Origin of the sequence: Pseudarthrobacter sp. R1 (genome assembly GCF_024494415.1) — a bacterium.
Taxonomy (GTDB): Bacteria; Actinomycetota; Actinomycetes; order Actinomycetales; family Micrococcaceae; genus Arthrobacter.
The window spans coordinates 562,981-581,071 of sequence record NZ_JAMKFI010000007.1 but is presented as its reverse complement, the minus strand read 5'-3'; the positions used below and the strand labels follow the sequence as shown (position 1 = coordinate 581,071).

Annotated in this window: 17 protein-coding genes; 2 read left to right on the top strand and 15 right to left on the bottom strand. The window is 64.6% G+C overall.

Going from position 1 to position 18,091, the window contains the following annotated elements:
- Window positions 1–11: 11 nt before the first annotated feature.
- The 13 genes from M8J71_RS10535 to M8J71_RS10475 all read right to left on the bottom strand — a co-directional run bounded on the left by M8J71_RS10535 (window position 12) and on the right by M8J71_RS10475 (window position 13,867).
- On the bottom strand, window positions 12–359 hold the full coding sequence (locus M8J71_RS10535; RefSeq protein ID WP_256247846.1) for a hypothetical protein: 348 nt from the start codon (window positions 357–359) through the stop codon (window positions 12–14).
- Between the two features lie 10 nt (window positions 360–369).
- The gene (locus M8J71_RS10530) at window positions 370–2,376 is read right to left on the bottom strand and encodes a helix-turn-helix transcriptional regulator (RefSeq protein WP_256247845.1); all 2,007 of its coding nucleotides are present in this window, start codon (window positions 2,374–2,376) and stop codon (window positions 370–372) included.
- Between the two features lie 103 nt (window positions 2,377–2,479).
- Entirely contained in the window at window positions 2,480–2,875 is a 396-nt protein-coding gene (locus tag M8J71_RS10525; protein ID WP_256247844.1) for an FKBP-type peptidyl-prolyl cis-trans isomerase, read from the bottom strand.
- A gap of 75 nt (window positions 2,876–2,950) precedes the next feature.
- Window positions 2,951–3,913, bottom strand: a complete 963-nt coding sequence (locus M8J71_RS10520; protein WP_256247843.1) for an FKBP-type peptidyl-prolyl cis-trans isomerase — start codon at window positions 3,911–3,913, stop codon at window positions 2,951–2,953.
- A 113-nt stretch (window positions 3,914–4,026) separates the two neighbouring features.
- On the bottom strand, window positions 4,027–5,391 hold the full coding sequence (pafA, locus tag M8J71_RS10515) for a Pup--protein ligase (protein ID WP_256247842.1): 1,365 nt from the start codon (window positions 5,389–5,391) through the stop codon (window positions 4,027–4,029).
- A gap of 8 nt (window positions 5,392–5,399) precedes the next feature.
- Complete coding sequence (gene prcA, locus M8J71_RS10510; protein ID WP_256247841.1) at window positions 5,400–6,110, bottom strand: proteasome subunit alpha; 711 nt, start codon at window positions 6,108–6,110, stop codon at window positions 5,400–5,402.
- Between the two features lies 1 nt (window position 6,111).
- On the bottom strand, window positions 6,112–6,933 hold the full coding sequence (gene prcB, locus M8J71_RS10505; protein ID WP_256247840.1) for a proteasome subunit beta: 822 nt from the start codon (window positions 6,931–6,933) through the stop codon (window positions 6,112–6,114).
- 80 nt (window positions 6,934–7,013) lie between these two features.
- Window positions 7,014–7,217, bottom strand: coding sequence for a ubiquitin-like protein Pup (locus M8J71_RS10500; RefSeq protein ID WP_141941378.1), 204 nt, complete (start codon window positions 7,215–7,217; stop codon window positions 7,014–7,016).
- 84 nt (window positions 7,218–7,301) lie between these two features.
- Entirely contained in the window at window positions 7,302–8,975 is a 1,674-nt protein-coding gene (gene dop / locus M8J71_RS10495) for a depupylase/deamidase Dop (RefSeq protein WP_256247839.1), read from the bottom strand.
- Entirely contained in the window at window positions 8,972–10,723 is a 1,752-nt protein-coding gene (gene arc, locus M8J71_RS10490) for a proteasome ATPase (RefSeq protein WP_163163736.1), read from the bottom strand. Before arc ends, dop begins: the two co-directional genes overlap by 4 nt.
- 82 nt (window positions 10,724–10,805) lie before the next feature.
- Window positions 10,806–11,870 carry a tRNA (adenine-N1)-methyltransferase gene (locus M8J71_RS10485; protein ID WP_163163734.1) on the bottom strand — a complete coding sequence of 355 codons (1,065 nt, stop codon included), beginning with the start codon at window positions 11,868–11,870 and terminating at the stop codon, window positions 10,806–10,808.
- Window positions 11,871–11,967: 97 nt separating this feature from the next.
- Window positions 11,968–13,134 (bottom strand): site-2 protease family protein, encoded by a 1,167-nt coding sequence (locus tag M8J71_RS10480; RefSeq protein WP_256247838.1) that lies wholly within the window; start codon window positions 13,132–13,134, stop codon window positions 11,968–11,970.
- Entirely contained in the window at window positions 13,127–13,867 is a 741-nt protein-coding gene (locus M8J71_RS10475) for an HAD family hydrolase (protein WP_256247837.1), read from the bottom strand. The genes M8J71_RS10480 and M8J71_RS10475 overlap by 8 nt, the downstream gene beginning before the upstream one ends.
- A gap of 150 nt (window positions 13,868–14,017) precedes the next feature.
- Between M8J71_RS10475 and M8J71_RS10470 the strand changes: the two genes are divergently transcribed.
- Entirely contained in the window at window positions 14,018–14,923 is a 906-nt protein-coding gene (locus M8J71_RS10470; RefSeq protein ID WP_163163728.1) for a PAC2 family protein, read from the top strand.
- A 53-nt stretch (window positions 14,924–14,976) separates the two neighbouring features.
- Here M8J71_RS10470 and mshC read toward each other — a convergent pair whose 3' ends face one another.
- Both mshC and M8J71_RS10460 read right to left on the bottom strand, forming a co-directional pair.
- Window positions 14,977–16,254 (bottom strand): cysteine--1-D-myo-inosityl 2-amino-2-deoxy-alpha-D-glucopyranoside ligase, encoded by a 1,278-nt coding sequence (gene mshC / locus M8J71_RS10465; protein ID WP_256247836.1) that lies wholly within the window; start codon window positions 16,252–16,254, stop codon window positions 14,977–14,979.
- 15 nt (window positions 16,255–16,269) lie between these two features.
- Window positions 16,270–17,103, bottom strand: coding sequence for an undecaprenyl-diphosphate phosphatase (locus M8J71_RS10460; RefSeq protein WP_256247835.1), 834 nt, complete (start codon window positions 17,101–17,103; stop codon window positions 16,270–16,272).
- 52 nt (window positions 17,104–17,155) lie between these two features.
- Between M8J71_RS10460 and M8J71_RS10455 the strand changes: the two genes are divergently transcribed.
- Window positions 17,156–18,091 (top strand): aldo/keto reductase, encoded by a 936-nt coding sequence (locus tag M8J71_RS10455; protein ID WP_256247834.1) that lies wholly within the window; start codon window positions 17,156–17,158, stop codon window positions 18,089–18,091.

Genomic DNA, 18,091 nt, shown 5'->3' with positions numbered 1-18,091 from the left:
ACATTTTACTTCTAAGTGAAGTCCAGATCGCCGAGCGCCTGCGGCTGACCCCGGTCCGCCTTGCGCTGCACTCGTTTGAGGCGGCGTTCTTCCCGTCGGGACGACTTGGATGCCTCGTAATCATGTCGCATGACGGTCGGGGAGGCAAAAACTGCGGAACCCTGCTGCGGCTTCGTTGGATCCGGGGACGCGTCCGGCTGCTCGATGGGACCTAATTGCCCCAGTTTTTCACCGGCTGCCCCCAAGTCCTTGAGCGTGGCCATGAGCTGGCGGAACAGCCGGAAGCCCAAAAAGACATAGAGGAGCAGCGAGAGCGCAACAAGCGCTACCCATATCAAAATCCAGGACCACCAAGGCATGCTGAGAAGTCTAGCCGCCGTACCTGGCCAGGGACGCCGCCAGCCATGTGCGGGCCGTGTCGGCCAGTTCCGCCGGGGCCAGGATGCGGGCCGAGCCGCCATGCTGGGCCACGAACATCGGAAGCCACGCGGTGTTGCCGAACCGGATCTCAGCAACCAGCCCGCCGTCGTCGAGCTCGGCCGTACGTTCCGCGTAATAGTCGTCGGCCAGCCCCCTCCCCTGCCGGGTGAGCTGGACGGTGACGATCGTATCGTCGTCCCTGGCGGTGAAGAGCTTCGCCGGAACCCCCTCGGCGGGGGTTGTTCCGGCCGGCACTGGCCGCCCGTTCGGATGGAGGTCCTGGACGCGGTCCAGCCGGAAATTCCGCAGCCCTTCCACTGAATGGCAGTAGGCCTCGAAGTACCAGACGTTGTCCAGCGAATAGAGGCGGAGCGGATCGACGTCGCGTTCCGAGACGCTGTCCCGTTGTGGGGCCAGGTACGTCAGGCGCAGCTGGGATCCGGACTCGATCGCTTGCCGTACCGTGGCGTGTGTCGCGGCATCTGCCGGGGCCATTTCCGGACCGGCAAGGGAAGCTGCCCGGAGCCCCTCCTCGCCGGCGGCCGCCAGGAGCTTGAGCGTCACCGATTCCAGGGCGCCGCCCTCTGCTACCTCCGGCAGCCCGTTGAGCGTCTCCAGCCCGGTCAGGAGTGCGCAGGCTTCTTCCACGGTGAAGCGGACGGGTTTGGTCAGGTCCAGGTCCTGGGTGATGTAGACGTGATCGTCCTCCCACTGGATGTCCAGCAGATCGTCGGGATATCCCTCCGGAAGGCCTGAACAAATGAGGATTTGCAGATCATCCTCCAGTTCCTTCCTGCTGATCCCGAAGCGGTTTGCGACGTCCTCGATGTGCAGGCCCTGGTTGTGGACCAGGAAGGGCACCAGCTGGAGCATCCGCTTGAGCTGGTCCTCCGAGGTGCGCGCGCGGACGGGCCGGGAGGGAGTGCTGGCGAACCTGAATGTGGGGACAGGGGCAGCGCTGAACTCTGCTGCGGCGCGAAGCCTGCGCCGGACGGCGTCGGCGAGTTCGGCGGGAGCTACTGCCAAAGCGTCCTGGCCGTAGGAAGCGAGCTCTTCGGCCAGGACCTCCGGGTCCAGGTACCCCCGGCTGATCCGCTCGTAGCCCGATTCGGGTGGTTCTGCGGCGCCGCTGCCCTGTGCACCTTCCAGCGCAAGGTCCTGTGCGACAGCACGGCGGCGCAGTGCCAGCAGCCGCTCTTTTCGGACGTCCACGACGGCGGTGCGCAGCGGCAGTTCCGGCAAGCGGTCCAGTTCCTGCCGGATGTTGAAGCCGCGCGGCGGCGTGAATTGCTCCCGCTCGAGTATGGTCACCGCGCTGGTGAAGCGGGACAGGCGGAAATGGCGGGGTGCCTTCCGGACCCGGTCGTAGCCGGCAAAGTACCAGTGACCGAAGCGGCTTCCGAGCCCCCAGGGTTCAACCGTCCGTTGTTCCTCAGTTCCGGTACTGCCCGCAAGATAGGTGAACGTGACGGGGTGCTTGGCATGCATCGCGGCCACAAGGTCGTCGAAGGCCTGGCCGGCGGGTTTGATCCTGGGCTGGACCCCTGCCGGCAGTTGGACGTCGGCCATCGCCCCGGAAGCCTGGAGCTTCCGCAACGCGCTCTGTGCGGCTGTGCCCAGTGCTGCGCGCTCCCACAACTGGGAGGCCAGGAGAAGTACCGTCCACTCCTCCGGCCCGAGCTGGACGTCCGGCAAGCGGTTGGATTCCCTGCCGATCCGGTAGCGGGTAGTGGCGGGATCATCCTCGCTCCAGCCCAGGTCCGTCAGCGTCTCGACGTCGAAGCCGAATTTGCGAAGATCGCTTTTATCCCGTTCGAACATGCGGCCAAAGGATGCCTCGTTGCCGGGGGTGTCGCGGTAGATCGTTTCGCGCAGTTCGTTCCGGCGCAGGCCGTACCTCGTGTTGAGCAGGGCAATCAGCAGGTTCAGGAGGCGTTCAGTACGGGATGCGGACACCCTCGTTACGTTACTAAACTCCGCGCCGTAACGCAGGAAGCGCGGCAGCAACAGGATGTGATGGTCCTGTTGCCGCCGCGCTCCGCACGGATTTCTGCTGGGGTCAGCGGACGCCCACGAGGTCAACCACGAAGATCAGGGCTTCGTTGGGAGCGATTGCCCCGCCGGCGCCACGGGAACCGTAGGCAAGCTCTGAAGGAATTTCGAGGCGGCGGCGGCCGCCAACCTTCATGCCCAGGAGGCCCTGGTCCCAGCCCTGGATGACCTGCCCGACTCCCACCCGGAAGTCCAGCGGTGCGCCGCGGCCCCAGGAGGCGTCGAATTCCTCACCCGTGGACCAGGCGACTCCAACGTAGTGGGTGGAAACGGTGTCTCCGGCCTGTGCTTCGCGGCCGTCCCCCTCGATGAGGTCGGTGATGACGAGTTCCGTGGGAACGTCGCCCTCGGGGAAGTCGATTTCGGGCTTCTGGCGGTCAAAATCCCGCTGTCCAAAAGACATGGTTGCTCCTTAATGTCCTGTAGTTGGTGAGTTGCTTGGATGCCGCGGCGGTGGCCGGGCCTGTTGCCATTGTTGCTACTTGGCTCCGAGGATGTCCACTACGAAGACAAGATCACCCTTGGCTTCGCCCTGGCCGGCGTCGCCGTAGGCCAGGTCCTTGGGGATCACCAGCAGGACGCGTGAGCCTACGGTCTTGCCGGCCAGGCCCTGGGTCCAGCCCTTGATGACGCCGGTAAGGGGGAAGGAGGCGGGCTCGCCACGGTCGAAGCTTGAGTCGAATTTCGTTCCGCCCACCAGGTTGACGCCCACGTAGTTCACCGTCAGGGTGTCGGACTCCTTGACAGCGGCGCCGTTGCCCTTGATGAGATCCTGGGAGACCAAGGCGGTGGGAGCGGCAACTCCTTCGACGGAGATCTCCGGAACGCCGTCTTTCTCAGTGACGGTGGGCAGGCCGGCAGGCGGGGTGACTGTCTCACCTTCGGGCTTCTCAAGCACCGGGGTCACATCGGAGGCTGAAAGGATTTTGATAATCAGCAGCTGGGTGGGCTGGGCTGCGGCGGACGGGGCGGGGCTGGCGCCGTCCGAGGGGCTGGGGGCGGCTGCACCCTGCTGCCCCGGAACAGCGAGTGCCAGGCTGGAACCTACCTTTGCGCCCACGAACGCGTTGTAGATGACTTCGCTGCCGGTCTTCAATTCCTCGTTGAGCTCCAAGGGCTCGGGCTCGCTGGCGAACGTGTCCTCGAGAGTGGATCCATCCGTACCGTTCAGGGCGAGGATGGAGATGTTGGCGATCTGGTTAGCCTTCACTGGGTCGCCATCGCCCTCCGTGACCACCTTGACGGTAGGTTCTGCCACTTCCAGCGGCTTGGTGAACTCCACGCCCGGAGCTTTTTTGTCCCCGTTATCGGTCAGTTTGAGGGAGTCGAACTTTGCAGTCTCGCCAGCGGACTTGCTGGTGGGTTCCGGCTCCGCGGTTGAACCGCCGCAGGCGGTCAACAGCAGCAGAGCGGGAAGAAGGATCGCTAGTAGTCGGCGCACGTAAGAGAACTTTCGTCGGGGCAAGATGGAGGCGGTGGTCCGCAACTCGGGCGGGCGGCACCGCGGCAGGGCCTTTAATGGGCCCTATCCAGAATAGCCCCTGAAGCTGGGTGTCAGCCCATAGAGTCGAGAAGGGCATCCACGCGATCATCGACGCTGCGGAACGGATCCTTGCACAGGATGGTCTGGTGTGCCCGGTCGTTCAGTTTCAGGTGCACCCAGTCCACGGTGTAGTCCCGGCCCAACTCCTGCGCCCGCCGGACAAAGTCACCGCGAAGCTTTGCGCGCGTGGTCTGCGGCGGCGCGTCAACGGCGTCCTTGATAACGGTGTCGTCCACAATCCGCCTGACGGCCCCGCGGCCCTGAAGCAGGTAGTAGAGGCCGCGGCTGCGGGAGATGTCGTGATAGGTCAGGTCAAGCTGGGCTATCCGGGGGGCGTCCAGCCCGAGCCCGTGGCGTTCCCGGTAGTTGTCCATCAGCTTCTTTTTGATGGCCCAGTCAATTTCGGTGTCGATGCCCCGGGTGTCGCCGCTTTCGATGGCCTTCAACGTACGTTCCCAGAGGTCGAGGATCACCGGGACATGGGAGTTGTGGGCACCGTGCTCTTTGACGAAGGCAGTTACCTTGGTGAGGTACTCCTGCTGGATTTCCAAAGCGGTAAGCTGGCGCCCGTTGGCGAGACGGACCAGTGCCCGGCCGCTGAGGTCATGGGAGATTTCGCGGATGCTGCGGATGGGGTTTTCCATCCGCATGTCCCGCATAATGACCCCTGCCTCGATCATTCTCAGGACCAGGTCAACGGTGCCCACCTTCATCAGGGCCGTGGCTTCGGACATATTCGAATCGCCGACGATGACGTGCAGCCGGCGGTAGAACTCGGCATCCGCGTGCGGTTCGTCGCGGGTGTTAATGATGGGGCGGGATCGGGTCGTGGCCGAGGAGACCCCTTCCCAGATATGGTCCGCCCGCTGGGAGAAGGCGAAAGTTGCACCGTGCGGGGTCTTCAGGATTTTCCCGGCGCCGGCGATGAGCTGCCGGGTGACCAGGAAGGGAATCAGGATCTCGGCCAGCCGGGAAAATTCACCGCGGCGGGGAATCAGGTAATTCTCATGGCTGCCGTAGGAGTTCCCGGCGGAGTCAGTGTTGTTCTTGAACAAATAGACTGTGCCGTTGAAGCCCTCAGCCCCGAGGCGGGCCTGCGCCTCGTCCACGAGGTCATCGAGAATCAGCTCCCCTGCCCGGTCATGTGCGATCAGCTGCGCGAGGTCGTCACACTCGGCCGTGGCATATTCGGGATGGGAGCCGACGTCGAGGTACAGCCTCGAGCCGTTGGTGAGGAAGACGTTGGATGAACGGCCCCAGCTGACCACCTTGCGGAAGAGGTACCGGGCCACCTCCTCCGGGGCAAGAGGCCTCGAGTCGGGGCTGGAATACGAAATCCCGAATTCCGTTTCGATACCGAAGATTCTCTTGTCCATCTGTCCTCCTAGGCCAGCAATGCAGTGATATCCGCGTCGTCGAGCCTGCGGAAGGCGCGCCGCGAACCCCGCGAGCTCTCCGATGACCTGTCCAGCACGGCAACTTCCACGGCCTGTACAGGCAATGCCTTTGGCTGTTCGCCGGTCTCGGTGGCCGGAACCAGTGCTGCCGTGGCAAGCCGCAGGGCGTCTGCAAAGCTCATTGAACTCCGCCAGCCCTGATCGATGGCTGAGGACACCTTGTCTGCCTGGCCGCCCATCACAACAAACTGGTGCTCGTCTGCAATGGAGCCGTCGAATGTCAGGCGGTAGAGGTGGTCCTCGGCCTGGGTGGGACCTACCTCCGCCACTGCGAGTTCAACCTCAAATGGCTTCTGCTCGGCGGTAAATACTGCGCCGAGACTTTGTGCATAGACGCTGGCGAGGCCGCGGGCGGTAACGTCCTCGCGGTCGTATGAGTAACCGCGGACGTCCGCGTACCTGACGCCGGCCTGCCGGAGGCTTTCGAATTCGTTGTACTTCCCGACGGCCGCGAATGCGATCTTGTCGTAAATCTCGCCGATCTTATGCAGGGACGGGGAGGGGTTCTCGGCGACCAGGGCAATGCCGTCCGCGCAGCTGATGACCGCAACTGACCTGCCTCGGGCTATTCCCTTCCGTGCGAAATCCGCACGGTCCTTCATTAGCTGCTCTGGCGATACGTAAAACTGCTGGGTCATCTCAGGCCTCCCGTCCGGCGTTGGTGCGGGCCTCGATGATGTGTCCGGCGGCCGCCGCGAGCACGTTCTCGGCTACCCGCCGTGCGCCTGCCCTGTCCACGGTGTAAATGACAGGCCAAAGCTGACGGACGGTATCCGGTCCGCCCGTGGCGGAATCGTCGTCGGCGGCGTCGTAGAGGGCTTCGACGGCGACGGATACCGCTTCATCCTCGCTCAGGTTTGGACGCCAGAGCTTTTTCAGGGCGCCCCGGGCAAAAACAGAGCCTGAACCGACAGTATGGTGCTCGTGTTCCTCGTACCGGCCCCCCGTAACGTCATAGGAGAACAGCCTTCCCACGCCGGCGCTGGTATCAAAGCCGGCGAAGAGCGGCACCACGGCGAGTCCCTGCATGGCGAGGGGCAGGTTGCCGCGGATCATCGCTCCCAGCCTGTTGGCTTTGCCTTCCAGGCTGAGGAGGGTGCCCTCTATTTTCTCGTAGTGTTCCAGTTCCACCTGGAACAGTCGGGTGAGGTCAATCGCTATGCCGGCAGTGCCGGCGATGCCGAGGACGGAATAACGGTCGGCAGGGAAGACTTTTTCAATGTGCCTGCTGGCTATCACGTTGCCCATGGTGGCCCGCCGGTCCCCGGCCATCAGCACACCGCCGGCGTAGCTCATGGCCACAATGGTGGTGGCATGCGGAACCTGCAGCGGAGGGGTCCCGGGCACGGCGGCCTGATGCCCCCTGTTATACGGCAGGAGTTCCGGCCGGTCCCGCTGCAGATGTTCCGTAAAGGACGAGGTGGCGTTGGCGGCTACCTGGTTGGCGGTTGATTCCTGCACTCATGCACTCCTTGAACGTAGTTCTTCAACGTCGGTACAGATTCCGGCCGTCCGCGGCATCCGCCACCCACCGGTCCGGGTTACTGGCCGCCTTTTTGGACGAAGGCCCGCACGAACTCCTCGGCGTTGGATTCGAGCACTCCGTCGATCTCGTCGAGGAGGTCATCCACGCCTTCGGTTGATGCTGATGCCTGCGCTTCGGGGGGCGCGGGCGGGGCCTCGGGAATGTCCTCGTCGACCTGGGTATCGCGTGATTGCGGCTGCTGCTGCTCCTGGCCTGCCATCTTTACCTCTCCCTTTCCTGCCGTCGGATCCGGCGGATCCTCCGATATGCCAATCCTGCCACGATGCAGGCCCTCCGGCGCGGTTTATGCCGCAGGCGGAGTTCTGTTGTGTCCCAGGAGTTCCGCGAGGAAGGGGCCTGCTTCCCGGTAGCGCTCAAATAACGCTCCGGTCAGGGCTTTGGTTCCCCGAAGGGGTTCCCGGGTGGGCACCCGCTGAAGCCTGCCGTAGCCCGGAACGTCGAAGATGACCGAGTCCCAGCTGGCCCCCACCACGTCCTTGCCGAAGCTGCTGATGCACTTGCCCCGGAAGAACGCACGGGTGTCCGGCGGCGGCTCACCCACGGCAGCCGCTATGGCGCCGTCGTCGACAATCCTGTCCACGCGGTTCCTGGCGAGGAAGCGGTAGTACAGGCCTTTTTCCGGCCTGATGTCGGCCCACTGAAGGTCAACCAGCCCAAGCCGGGCGTCGTTCCACGCCAGGCCGTCACGTTCGCGGTAACCCTCAAGGAGCGAGAGCTTCGCGACCCACTCAACGGACCGGGCAGCCGCTGCCCGGTCATTGTCCAGTTGAGTGAGGACGGTGGCCCACCGGTCCAGCACGTCGTGGGTGTGGCCATCGCCGTCCACGGCGTCACCGACCCCGGTGTCCTGTGCCAGCTTTGCAGCGGCCTCGTGATACATCCACTGGAGGTCAAGGGCTGTGACACGCCTGCCGTCCAGCGGCCGATGTGTATCGGTAAGGGAGGTGTCGTGGCTGACAGTTTGCAGGGCGGCCACCGGTTCGTACACCTCGATTTTTGGCGCGAGCCCGGCTTCGATAAGGCTGAGGACCATGGCCGTGGTCCCGAACTTCAGGTAGTTGGAGACCTGGCTGAGGTTGGCATCACCGATGATGACATGCAGGCGGCGGTATTTGTCCGCGGTGGAGTGCGGTTCGTCCCGCGTGTTGATGATGGGACGCCGGATGGTGGTTTCGAGGCCCACTTCGGCTTCGAAGAAATCGGCCCGCTGGCTGATCTGGTAGCCGGGGGTGGAAGCGTCCTGTCCGATCCCCACCCGGCCGGACCCGCAGAGGATCTGGCGGCTGACGAAGAAGGGCGTCAACCCGCGGACGATGTCCCCGAACGGAACGGAGCGGGGCATGAGGTAGTTCTCGTGGGACCCGTAGGACACCGATTTGTTGTCTGTGTTGTTCTTGTAGAGGTTCACCGGTGGGAGGTCGGGATCAGCGGACAGCCGCCGCACCGAGGCCAGCGCCACGAGGTCGCCGGCAGCGTCCCACGTGACGGCATCATGGGGGTTCGTCACCTCAGGGCTTGAATACTCGGGATGGGCATGGTCCACGTACAACCTGGCCCCGTTGCCGAGGACCATGTTCATCAGGAGGGTGCCGGACTCATCCTGCCCGTCGAGTTCGAGTTCCTCCCGGCCGTAGGCCAGCGCAACGGCTTCCGCGTCCAGCACCGGCGGCTGGTCGGTCAGCTGGCTGGGGTGCGCGGATCCCCTGTCCACCGTCCAGCCCCGTGCGTCATGGAGGGGTTCCTCGTCGGTGTAGTCCCACCGCGTTTCCGCCCCGCCGGCCGCACGCTGACGGGTCACCTGGGCATATGCCTGGACCACTCTCGCGCTCATCATGGTGGCGTTCGCCGACGGGGCGGACGGGGCATGGATGCCGTATTCGGTTTCTGCTCCCATGACCCGCAAGGCCCCGCCTGCGGGGAGGGCTCCCCCGGCGGCAGGTTCCTGCGCAGCCGTCATAGATACTGCCCTGTGGTCGGCATTGTTTCGATCGACTTTCCAGGTTCCTGGCCGGCTTTGCCCTGAACGATGGTGCGGATGTACGTAATCCGTTCACCCTTCTTGCCGGAGATCCGGGCCCAGTCGTCCGGATTGGTGGTATTGGGCATGTCCTCGTGTTCGCGGAACTCGTCCACCACGGCCCGCAGCAGGTGCTCGATCCGCAGCCCCTTCTGGTGGGTGGTCAACAGATCCTTGATGGCGTACTTTTTCGCCCGGTCCACCACGTTCTGCACCACGGCGCCGGAGTTGAAGTCCTTGAAGTACAGCATCTCGGTGTCACCATTGGCGTATGTGACTTCCAGGAACTCGTTCGACTTGTCCGTGGAGTACATGGCTTCCACCGTGCGCTGGACCATGGCGTCCACCGTTGCCTGGACGTCACCATCGTGCTCGGCGAGGTCGGACTCGTGGAACGGCAGGTCCGGAGTGATGTACTTGTTGAAGATGTCCGCAGCAGCCTCGGCATCCGGGCGGTGGATTTTGACCTTGACATCCAGCCGGCCGGGCCGAAGGATTGCGGGGTCGATCATGTCCTCACGGTTGGACGCGCCGATCACGATCACGTTGTCCAGCCGCTCCACACCATCGATCTCGCTGAGCAGCTGGGGCACGATGGTGGTTTCGACGTCGGACGAAATCCCTGTGCCGCGGGTGCGGAACAGCGAGTCCATCTCGTCGAAAAAGACCACGACGGGGCTGCCGTCTGACGCCTTTTCCCGGGCGCGGGAGAAGATGAGCCGGATGTGGCGCTCCGTTTCGCCTACATACTTGTCCAGGAGTTCGGGGCCCTTGATGTTCAGGAAGTAGCTTTTCAGGTCCACGTTTCCGGAGCGCTCGGCGGCACGGGCAGCAAGTGAATTGGCCACCGCCTTGGCGATGAGCGTCTTGCCGCAGCCGGGAGGGCCGTAAAGCAGGATGCCTTTGGGCGCCTTCAGGCCGTGTTCCCGGTAAAGGTCCGGATGCAGGAAGGGCAGTTCGACGGCGTCGCGGATCTGTTCGATCTGCGGTCCAAGTCCACCGATGTCCTCATACGTAATGTCCGGGACCTCTTCCAGGACCAGGTTCTCCACCTCGGACCGCGGCACTTTCTCCAGCGCGTAGCCGGTCCTTGAGTCGATGGAGAGGGCATCGCCCACCCGGAGCTTTTCGGCGAGCAGCGCACCGGAAAGCCGGACCACCCGCTCCTCGTCCGCCCGTCCCACCACGAGAACGCGGTCCGAGCCGAGCATCTCCTTCAGGGTGGCCAGTTCGCCCGCCCGCTCGTAACCGAGCCCGGCGACTACGAGGAGCGCCTCGTTGAGCAGGACTTCCTGGCCCACGGCCAGCTGGTTGATGTTCACCAGCGGGCTGATGCCCACCCGCATTTTCCGGCCGGCGTTGAAGATGTCCACTGATTCTTCAGTGGCCGCCTGCCCGCTGCTGCCCGGTGAGGGCTGCCTCCGGGGGTTCAGCTGGAGAATGGTGCCGAAGCTGTAGGGAGGTTGTCCTTCCTGGTCCAACGCGTTCTTCAGCCGGAGAATCTCGGCCTTCGCGGCCTCAAGCATCGTGACCAGCTTGGTATTGTTCTGCGTTGCCGCAGCCAACTGGCGGTCGATGTGCCTGAGCTTGTCCCTAAGGATGTTGACCTGGCGGTCGGCAACCGAGAGGTCGTTGGCGGCAGACTGCTCTGCCGGTGTACGTCCGGAGTCCTGGTTTGGCGTCTCCATGATGTATCAGCCCCTTCCTGCGCTTCTATTAAGACCTTAGTCCCAAGATGGCAGGTAGGGTGGGAGACTCCCGAAATATGGACTAGTTCGTGATGTCCGGCGTGTCCTTGACGTTTGTGCCCGCAATGGCATCGCGGGCGGCGCGCCGGAGCTTTTTGTCCGAGACCAGCCGCTCCCCCACCGCGCCCGGCGTCCAGGCGTTGACGTCTTCCTCGTTAAAGTCTGTCTTCGAGGGGCGCCGTTTGACGGAAATGCCAGTGACGCCGTCGGCCAGCCGGCGGGTCACCAGCAGGAAGCCGGTGTGGGCCACCATGCGGTGGTCGGGGCGGACGGCGAGGCCCTCGAGGTGCCAGCCACGGACCATGGACTCCCAGGCGTCCGGCTCAGTAAACCGGCCGTCGGCGCGAATGGCCTCCGCTGTCCTGGAGAGCTGGGTAACAGTTGCCACGTAGTTGATCCACACGCCGCCCGGGGCCAGGACCGTAGCCACGGCATCGAGGCACTCCCAGGGCGCGAGCATGTCCAGGACCACCCGGTCCACGGAGCCCGGGGCCTCGCTGCGCACCACTTCCTCCTGGAAGTCGCCAAGGGAGATCTGCCAGGCAGGGTGCGGGCCGCCGAAGATCGTCTCAACGTTTCCGCGGGCGATATCCGCGAACTCTTCACGCCGTTCAAAGGAGTGCAGGTAGCCGTTGTCTCCCACCGCGCGGAGCAGCGAGATGGAGAGGGCGCCGGACCCAACTCCTGCTTCCACTACCCGGGCACCGGGGAAGATATCGGCCATGGTAACGATCTGCCCGGCATCCTTGGGATACACCACCGCAGCTCCGCGGGGCATGGAGAGGACGAAATCGGAGAGCAGCGGGCGCAGGGTCTGGTACTGCTGGCCCACGTTGTTGACCACTACGGAGCCGTCAACCTTGCCGATGATGTCATCGTGGTTAAGGAAACCGCGGTGGGTATGGAAAGCGCCGCCACTTTCGAGGGTGATCGTGTTCATGCGCCCCCGCTCGTCGGTCAACTGCACGCGTTCGCCTTCCCGGAAGGGACCGCGGCGACGGGCAGCTCCCACCGGCTGCGAGCCGCTGGCGGCAACACCGGACTGGGCTGCTGCTGTGGCTTCGTTGACGGCAGTTTCGCTGCTCATGATTTTCCTCGCTCCTGTAAAACTGTGGTGCCCCCGCGCGAATGTCCTTAAGGACATTGTGGCTTCTGCGGCGGCAATGCACGACCGGCAGGTAACTCTACCGGTTCCTGCCCTGCGGGTGCCTACCGGGTTGCTGGCGCCTGCCCGTGATCGCGGACAGCACCGCGTCCTGGGAGAGCAGCCCGGTCACCCTGCCGTTGTGGTCCACTACGGCGTAGTCCCGTCCTTCGAGCTGGGAGAGGAAGTGCAGGAGTTCCTGTCCCTTCGACCATTCCGGTACGTAGGCGCCCGCGGCAAGGGCATAGGACACAGCAGTGATGGGAGTTGCACCGGCAGCAGCGGCCGGAACCGAAGCCAGCGCAGCAGGATCAACGACGGCCTCGGGGCGTCCGCCCTGGCCGTACACCACCACTGACGTTTTGTCCGGTGCGCCAAGCCGGAGTGCGTCCTGCACCGACGCCGTGGCAGGCAGGCCGACGGCGGGCGTCGACAATCCTGCCGCGCTGACCAGATGCAGCCGTCCGCGCAGCGTTCCCTGCTGGATGGCGGCCGAGGCGCCCATCCACAGGAAGCCGCCCACAAGCACGGTAATCATGAGCAGGCTGAACTCCGGTGAGTCACCGGCAAGCAGTGGCCGGAGGATGAACCAGTAGCCGAGCGCAACCACGATGAGGCGGCCGCCCCAACCTGCTGCCACCGTTCCCTTGGCTTGGCTGCCGGTGGCCTTCCAGACGGCGGATTCCACCAGTCGGCCTCCATCCAGCGGGAGCCCCGGCAGGACGTTGAAGACGGCAATGAGGAAGTTTGCCCACATAAAGATGTTGGTAAGGATCTCGGCGACGCTGCCCAGGGTCGCACCGGTCAGAAGCAGCCAGGCGCCTGCGGCCAGGACAAAGTTGGCGGCGGGGCCGGCAAGGGCAACCAGCACGGACCGTCCAGGGGTGGCAGTGAAGCTCTCGAACTGCGTATGCCCGCCCCAGAGGTTGAGCACGATCTTCTGGGTTGGCCAGCCATAGATCTTGGCCGTCAGGGCATGCGCCAGTTCGTGGACCAGGACGGAGACGAGCAGCAGGACAGCGTAGGCGAAAGCGATGACGTAGGCGCTGGCACCAAGGGCAGGGTTGTTCCGGCCAAGTACCGGCCCGTAGACAATCACGGTAAAGGCGGCGATGAGGAACCATGAATAAGCCAGGACAACCGGAACACCGGCAATCCTGCCCAACGGAATTCCCTCCCGGCGGACCGGGGCCGCCGTCTCAGTCATGGGAAGTCTCCAGCAGTCCGGCCGGTGTTGCAGCGGACGGCGCCGCTGAGCGGGCCACCACCAGGTCCTCAAGATCAGCCAGGGACCGTCCCGCCAGGGACTCCCATAACGTGTACCGCCCGTCCTCAGGCAGCGGAACGATGTGGGGAATGGCGACGGTGGCCACCCCGGACGCCACTGCCGCCGCCACGCCCGGTTCCGAATCTTCAAGCGCCACGCAGTGGTGGATCGCCAGGCCGGGGTCGTCTTCCTGGAGCAGTTCCACGGCTTTCAGGTACGCCTCCGGGTGCGGCTTTCCTTGCGCCACGGTATCCCCGGTGACTACCACTTCGAAGTAGGGGCGGGGAAGGCTTGACACCACCTCCCGGGCCAGCGGCCCCTCGGACATGGTCACTAGGGCGCACCGCACGCCGGCAAGGTGGAGGTCTTCCAGGAGCTCCCGCGCACCCGGGCGCCACGGCACCTGACGCCTAACGCTGGCCACTACTTCGGCAGTGAGGGTGTCAATGATCTCGCGGATCCCAAGATCGACGCCGGCCTGCTGGAGGAGGCCGGCGGAGAACGTCAAAGACTGTCCTACAAGCTGCATGGCCTGCTCATGGGACCAGGTTCCGCCATGGGCTTCCACCAGCGCATGTTCTGCCGCTATCCAGTAGGGCTCCGTATCCACGATGGTGCCGTCCATGTCCCAGAGGACGGCTTTGAGCGGGGAACTGGTGGCTGGCGGTCGCATGCCCCCAGTCTACGGGGACTGTCTGGACGGGGGCTGTGGCTACGCCCTCGGCGAATACGGCCGGTCCTGCCGCCTGTTCGCGAGATTGAGACGCATTTTTCGGCGCTTCATTCAATGCAAGACCCCGCTCCTTGGACGTAGGGTGAAGAAATGAATAGCTTCGAGGGAGACACCACCGACCCGGGTGCCGGACCCGCCCGTGAGCGCTTCCTGCAGCCTGTGGCTGACGGGCAGCGCGTCACAGTGATGCTGGCCGCCTTTGAAGGCTGGAACGACGCCGGGGAGGCTGCAAGCGACTCGCTGCGCTACCTCAATAAGCTCTGGGGCGGCAAGAAAGTGGCGTCCATAGACGCAGACGAGTACTACGATTTCCAGTTCACAAGGCCCACCGTGCGCAGGAATGCTGCCGGGGAACGCAAGATCAAGTGGCCCTCCACCCGGATCTACAAGGCCAGCGCACCCGGCTCGAACGTTGACGTCATTTTTGTCCAGGGCACCGAGCCGTCCTATAAATGGCGGGCTTACACGGCAGAACTCCTGGTGCACGCCGAAGCGCTGAACGTCGACTATGTAGTCCTGGTGGGCGCACTGCTGGCAGATGTTCCGCATAGCCGGCCCATTCCGGTAAGCACCTCCTCCGACGACGCACCGCTGCGGGAACGCATGAACCTGGAAGCCTCGCAGTACGAAGGCCCGGTGGGCATTGTCGGAGTTCTCTCCGAGGTGTCCCTCCTGGCAGGCATCCCCACAGTCTCGCTGTGGGCCGCCGTCCCCCACTATGTTGCGCAGGCGCCATCGCCGAAGGCGCAGCTGGCCCTCCTCCACCGGATCGAGGAGCTGCTCCAGGTTCCCCTGGACACGCACGAGCTCGCAGAGGAAGCTGACGCGTGGGAGCGGGGCGTCGACGAACTGGCCACCGAGGACCCGGAAATCGCGGCCTACGTGCGGCAGTTGGAAGAGGCCAAAGACACCGCTGACCTTCCGGAAGCCACGGGCGAGTCCATTGCCCGAGAGTTTGAGCGTTACCTCAAACGGCGGGGCCAGGACAGGCCCTGACGGCGGGCTTCCTGTACGTGTCAGTCCCCGGCGTTACGCCGGGGACTGACAGTTCAAAGCCGGATGCCCAAAAGGGCATCGACGGCGTCCTTTACCAGGTGCTGGTCTGCAGGGCTGGCGGCAGCGCCGGCGTCGTTCGCCTGCCGTGCCCAGCTCGAGACCGCTGCAACGGCAGCGGGGGCGTCCAGGTCAGCGGCAAGGGCTGCCCGCATCTCCACGATCAGCGGTTCCGCGGAGCCTTCGTGGGCGTGGTCCAGCGCACGGCGCCATGACGCCAGGTCTGACTTGGCGGCAGCGAATCCTTCGTCCGTCCAGGACCAGTCCGAACGGTAGTGGTGGGCAAGGATGGCGAGCCGGATGGCTGCCGGGTCCTCCCCCGCGGCGCGCAGCTTCGACACCAGCACCAGGTTGCCCTTGGACTTGCTCATCTTCTCGCCGTCCAGCCCCACCATTCCGGCGTGGGCATAATGCCTTGCAAGCGGGACTCCGGCCAGTGAAAACGCGTGGCCGGCACCCATTTCGTGATGCGGGAAGATCAGGTCCGACCCGCCGCCCTGGACGGTAAAGGGCGAGGGCAGGTACTTCTGCGCAATGACCGTGCACTCGATATGCCAGCCGGGCCGGCCGGCTCCCAAGATGCCGCCGGGCCAGCTGGGCTCGCCTTCCCGTGCCACCCGCCACAGCAGCGGGTCCAGCGCCTGGCGCTTTCCGGAGCGGCCGGGGTCACCGCCACGTTCGGCGAAGAGCTCCAGCATTTCACTTTCGGCGAGGCCGGAGATGGATCCCAGGGACCAGGCGTCCGGTGACGCGGACTGCTTGCCGGCGGCCTCGACGTCGTAATAGACATCCCCGTCCGGCTCGCCGTTGGTGCCCTGCACCTTGTAGGCCAGCCCCAGGCTGACCAGCCGCTCCACCTCGGGCACGATCAGGGAGATGGACTCGACGGCGCCGACGTAGTGGTCCGGCGCGAGGACGTTGAGCGCTTCCATGTCCGTCTGGAAAAGCTCAATCTGGCTTGCAGCGGGGTCCCGCCAGTCCACGCCGGTGGCTGTGGCGCGTTCCAACAGGGGATCATCCACGTCCGTCACGTTCTGGACATAGGACACCTCATGGCCGGCATCGCGCCAAACGCGGTTGAGGAGGTCGAACGCGACGTAGCTCGCGGCGTGGCCCATGTGCGTGGCGTCGTAGGGCGTGATGCCGCAAACGTACATGGAGGGCCGGCCATCTGTTTCCAGGGCCACCTCGCGGCCCACAGCGGTATCGAACAACCGGATGGCCGGCATGCTGCCGGGCACGTCGGGAACAGGGCGGGAGATCCAGGATTTCACACGCCCAGCCTAGTGCTAGGCGCTGATGACATTGAAACCGAGAAGGAGGTACAGGGCCAGGCCCAGGAAGATCCGGTACCAGACGAAGAGGCGGTAGCTCCGGGTGGAGACGAACTTCAGGAACCAGCCGATGATGATGTAGCCCACCACGAGGGCGATCACGGTGGCCAGGGCTGTTTCGGGAAGTCCGTAGGGGCCGGTGATGCCCTCATTGGACACGGTTTTGTAGAGCTGGAACAGCCCGCTGCCGAACACCGCGGGAATGGCCAGCAGGAACGAGTACCGTGCCGCTGCTTCACGGGTGTAGCCCATCAGGAGGCCCGCTGTGATGGTGCCGCCGGACCTGGACACGCCGGGGATGAGCGCCATCGCCTGGGCAAGGCCGTAGAGGATGCCGTGCTTGTAGGTCAGCCGGCTGAGGTCCCGTTCCTGCTTGCCCACTGCGTCCGCAACGGCAAGGAACAGTCCGAACACGATCAGCATAGTGGCCACAATCCACATGCTGCGGAGCACCGACTCGATCTGGTCCTGGAACAGCAGGCCCAGCACCACGATGGGCAGGCTGCCCAGGATGACAAGCCAGCCCATCCTGGCGTCAGGGTCCTGCCTGGAGACTTTTCCGGCGAGGGAACCGGCCCACGCCTTCACGATCCGGACGATGTCCCGCCAGAAATAGATCAAGACCGCTGTTTCGGTACCCAGCTGGGTGATGGCAGTAAAAGCGGCGCCGGGGTCGGCGGCGTTCGGCAGGAACTGCCCCACGATCCGCAGATGGGCGCTTGATGAAATCGGTAGAAATTCGGTCAGTCCCTGCACAAGGCCCAGCAGGGCCGCCTCAAACCAGTTCACGCTAAGACCCTACGGCATGGGCAGTGCTGGTTCTGCCCGTAAGCTTGCTGCTATGCAGCAGCGTTACGTCGGCAACAGTGGATTGCGAGTTTCCGCCCTATCCCTAGGCACCATGTCCTGGGCCGGCGAGACCGACGAACAGGACGCCGCGGAGCTGCTGCGCACCTTCCTGAACGCCGGCGGACGGCACGTCGATACGGCAGCCTCGTACTCTGACGGGCGGTCGGAGGCCATGGTTGGGTCGATGCTGGGCGACGTGGTTGCCCGCACCGAGATTTCCATCTCCACCAAGGCGGGGATGACGACGCCGGATGGCCGGCGGGGTGTGGACACGTCACGGAACGCAATGCTCACCGGCCTGGAGGCCAGCCTGGCCAGACTGGGCACCGACTACGTGGACATCTGGTTTGCGCAGGCCTGGGATGGCAACGTGCCGCTGGACGAAACGCTGTCCGCACTGGAGTTCGCCCTGCGGACCGGAAGGGCCCGGTACGCCGGCGTCTCGAACTTCAACGGCTGGCAGACGGCCAAGGCCGCGGCCATCGCAGGGTTTCCCCTGGTGGCGGCCCAGGCCGAGTACTCATTTCTGCAGCGGCGGCCGGAAGCGGAGCTGATTCCGGCAATCGAGGATGCAGGCCTGGGTTTGATGGCGTGGGGACCCCTTGGCCGCGGGGTGTTGACCGGAAAGTACCGGGGCAGCATTCCTGCCGGTTCACGGGGAGCGTCCGCCACGGAGGCCGGGTATGTCGAGCCTTATCTTGACGGGAAAGCGTCCAGGACCGTCGAGGCCGTGTGCATGGCGGCCAAGGGGCTGGGCCGGACGCCGCAGGACGTGGCCCTGAGCTGGCTGCTATCCCAGCACGGTGTCGCCACGGCGATAGTTGGCCCGCGCACGCCTGCGCAGCTTAAAGAGATCGTGGATGCTCAACTGACGCCGCTGCCGCCGGAGATAGCCTGCGCGTTGGAAGACGCCTCAGCGCTCCTTTAG

What these genes read in the sequence shown, in the direction of transcription:
- M8J71_RS10535 (WP_256247846.1), bottom strand. Translation starts at nt 359, where the DNA reads ATGCCTTGGTGGTCCTGGATTTTGATATGGGTAGCGCTTGTTGCGCTC.
- M8J71_RS10525 (WP_256247844.1), bottom strand. Translation starts at nt 2,875, where the DNA reads ATGTCTTTTGGACAGCGGGATTTTGACCGCCAGAAGCCCGAAATCGAC.
- pafA (WP_256247842.1), bottom strand. Translation starts at nt 5,391, where the DNA reads ATGGACAAGAGAATCTTCGGTATCGAAACGGAATTCGGGATTTCGTAT.
- prcA (WP_256247841.1), bottom strand. Translation starts at nt 6,110, where the DNA reads ATGACCCAGCAGTTTTACGTATCGCCAGAGCAGCTAATGAAGGACCGT.
- M8J71_RS10500 (WP_141941378.1), bottom strand. Translation starts at nt 7,217, where the DNA reads ATGGCAGGCCAGGAGCAGCAGCAGCCGCAATCACGCGATACCCAGGTC.
- dop (WP_256247839.1), bottom strand. Translation starts at nt 8,975, where the DNA reads ATGACGGCTGCGCAGGAACCTGCCGCCGGGGGAGCCCTCCCCGCAGGC.
- arc (WP_163163736.1), bottom strand. Translation starts at nt 10,723, where the DNA reads ATGGAGACGCCAAACCAGGACTCCGGACGTACACCGGCAGAGCAGTCT.
- M8J71_RS10485 (WP_163163734.1), bottom strand. Translation starts at nt 11,870, where the DNA reads ATGAGCAGCGAAACTGCCGTCAACGAAGCCACAGCAGCAGCCCAGTCC.
- M8J71_RS10480 (WP_256247838.1), bottom strand. Translation starts at nt 13,134, where the DNA reads ATGACTGAGACGGCGGCCCCGGTCCGCCGGGAGGGAATTCCGTTGGGC.
- M8J71_RS10475 (WP_256247837.1), bottom strand. Translation starts at nt 13,867, where the DNA reads ATGCGACCGCCAGCCACCAGTTCCCCGCTCAAAGCCGTCCTCTGGGAC.
- M8J71_RS10470 (WP_163163728.1), top strand. Translation starts at nt 14,018, where the DNA reads ATGAATAGCTTCGAGGGAGACACCACCGACCCGGGTGCCGGACCCGCC.
- M8J71_RS10455 (WP_256247834.1), top strand. Translation starts at nt 17,156, where the DNA reads ATGCAGCAGCGTTACGTCGGCAACAGTGGATTGCGAGTTTCCGCCCTA.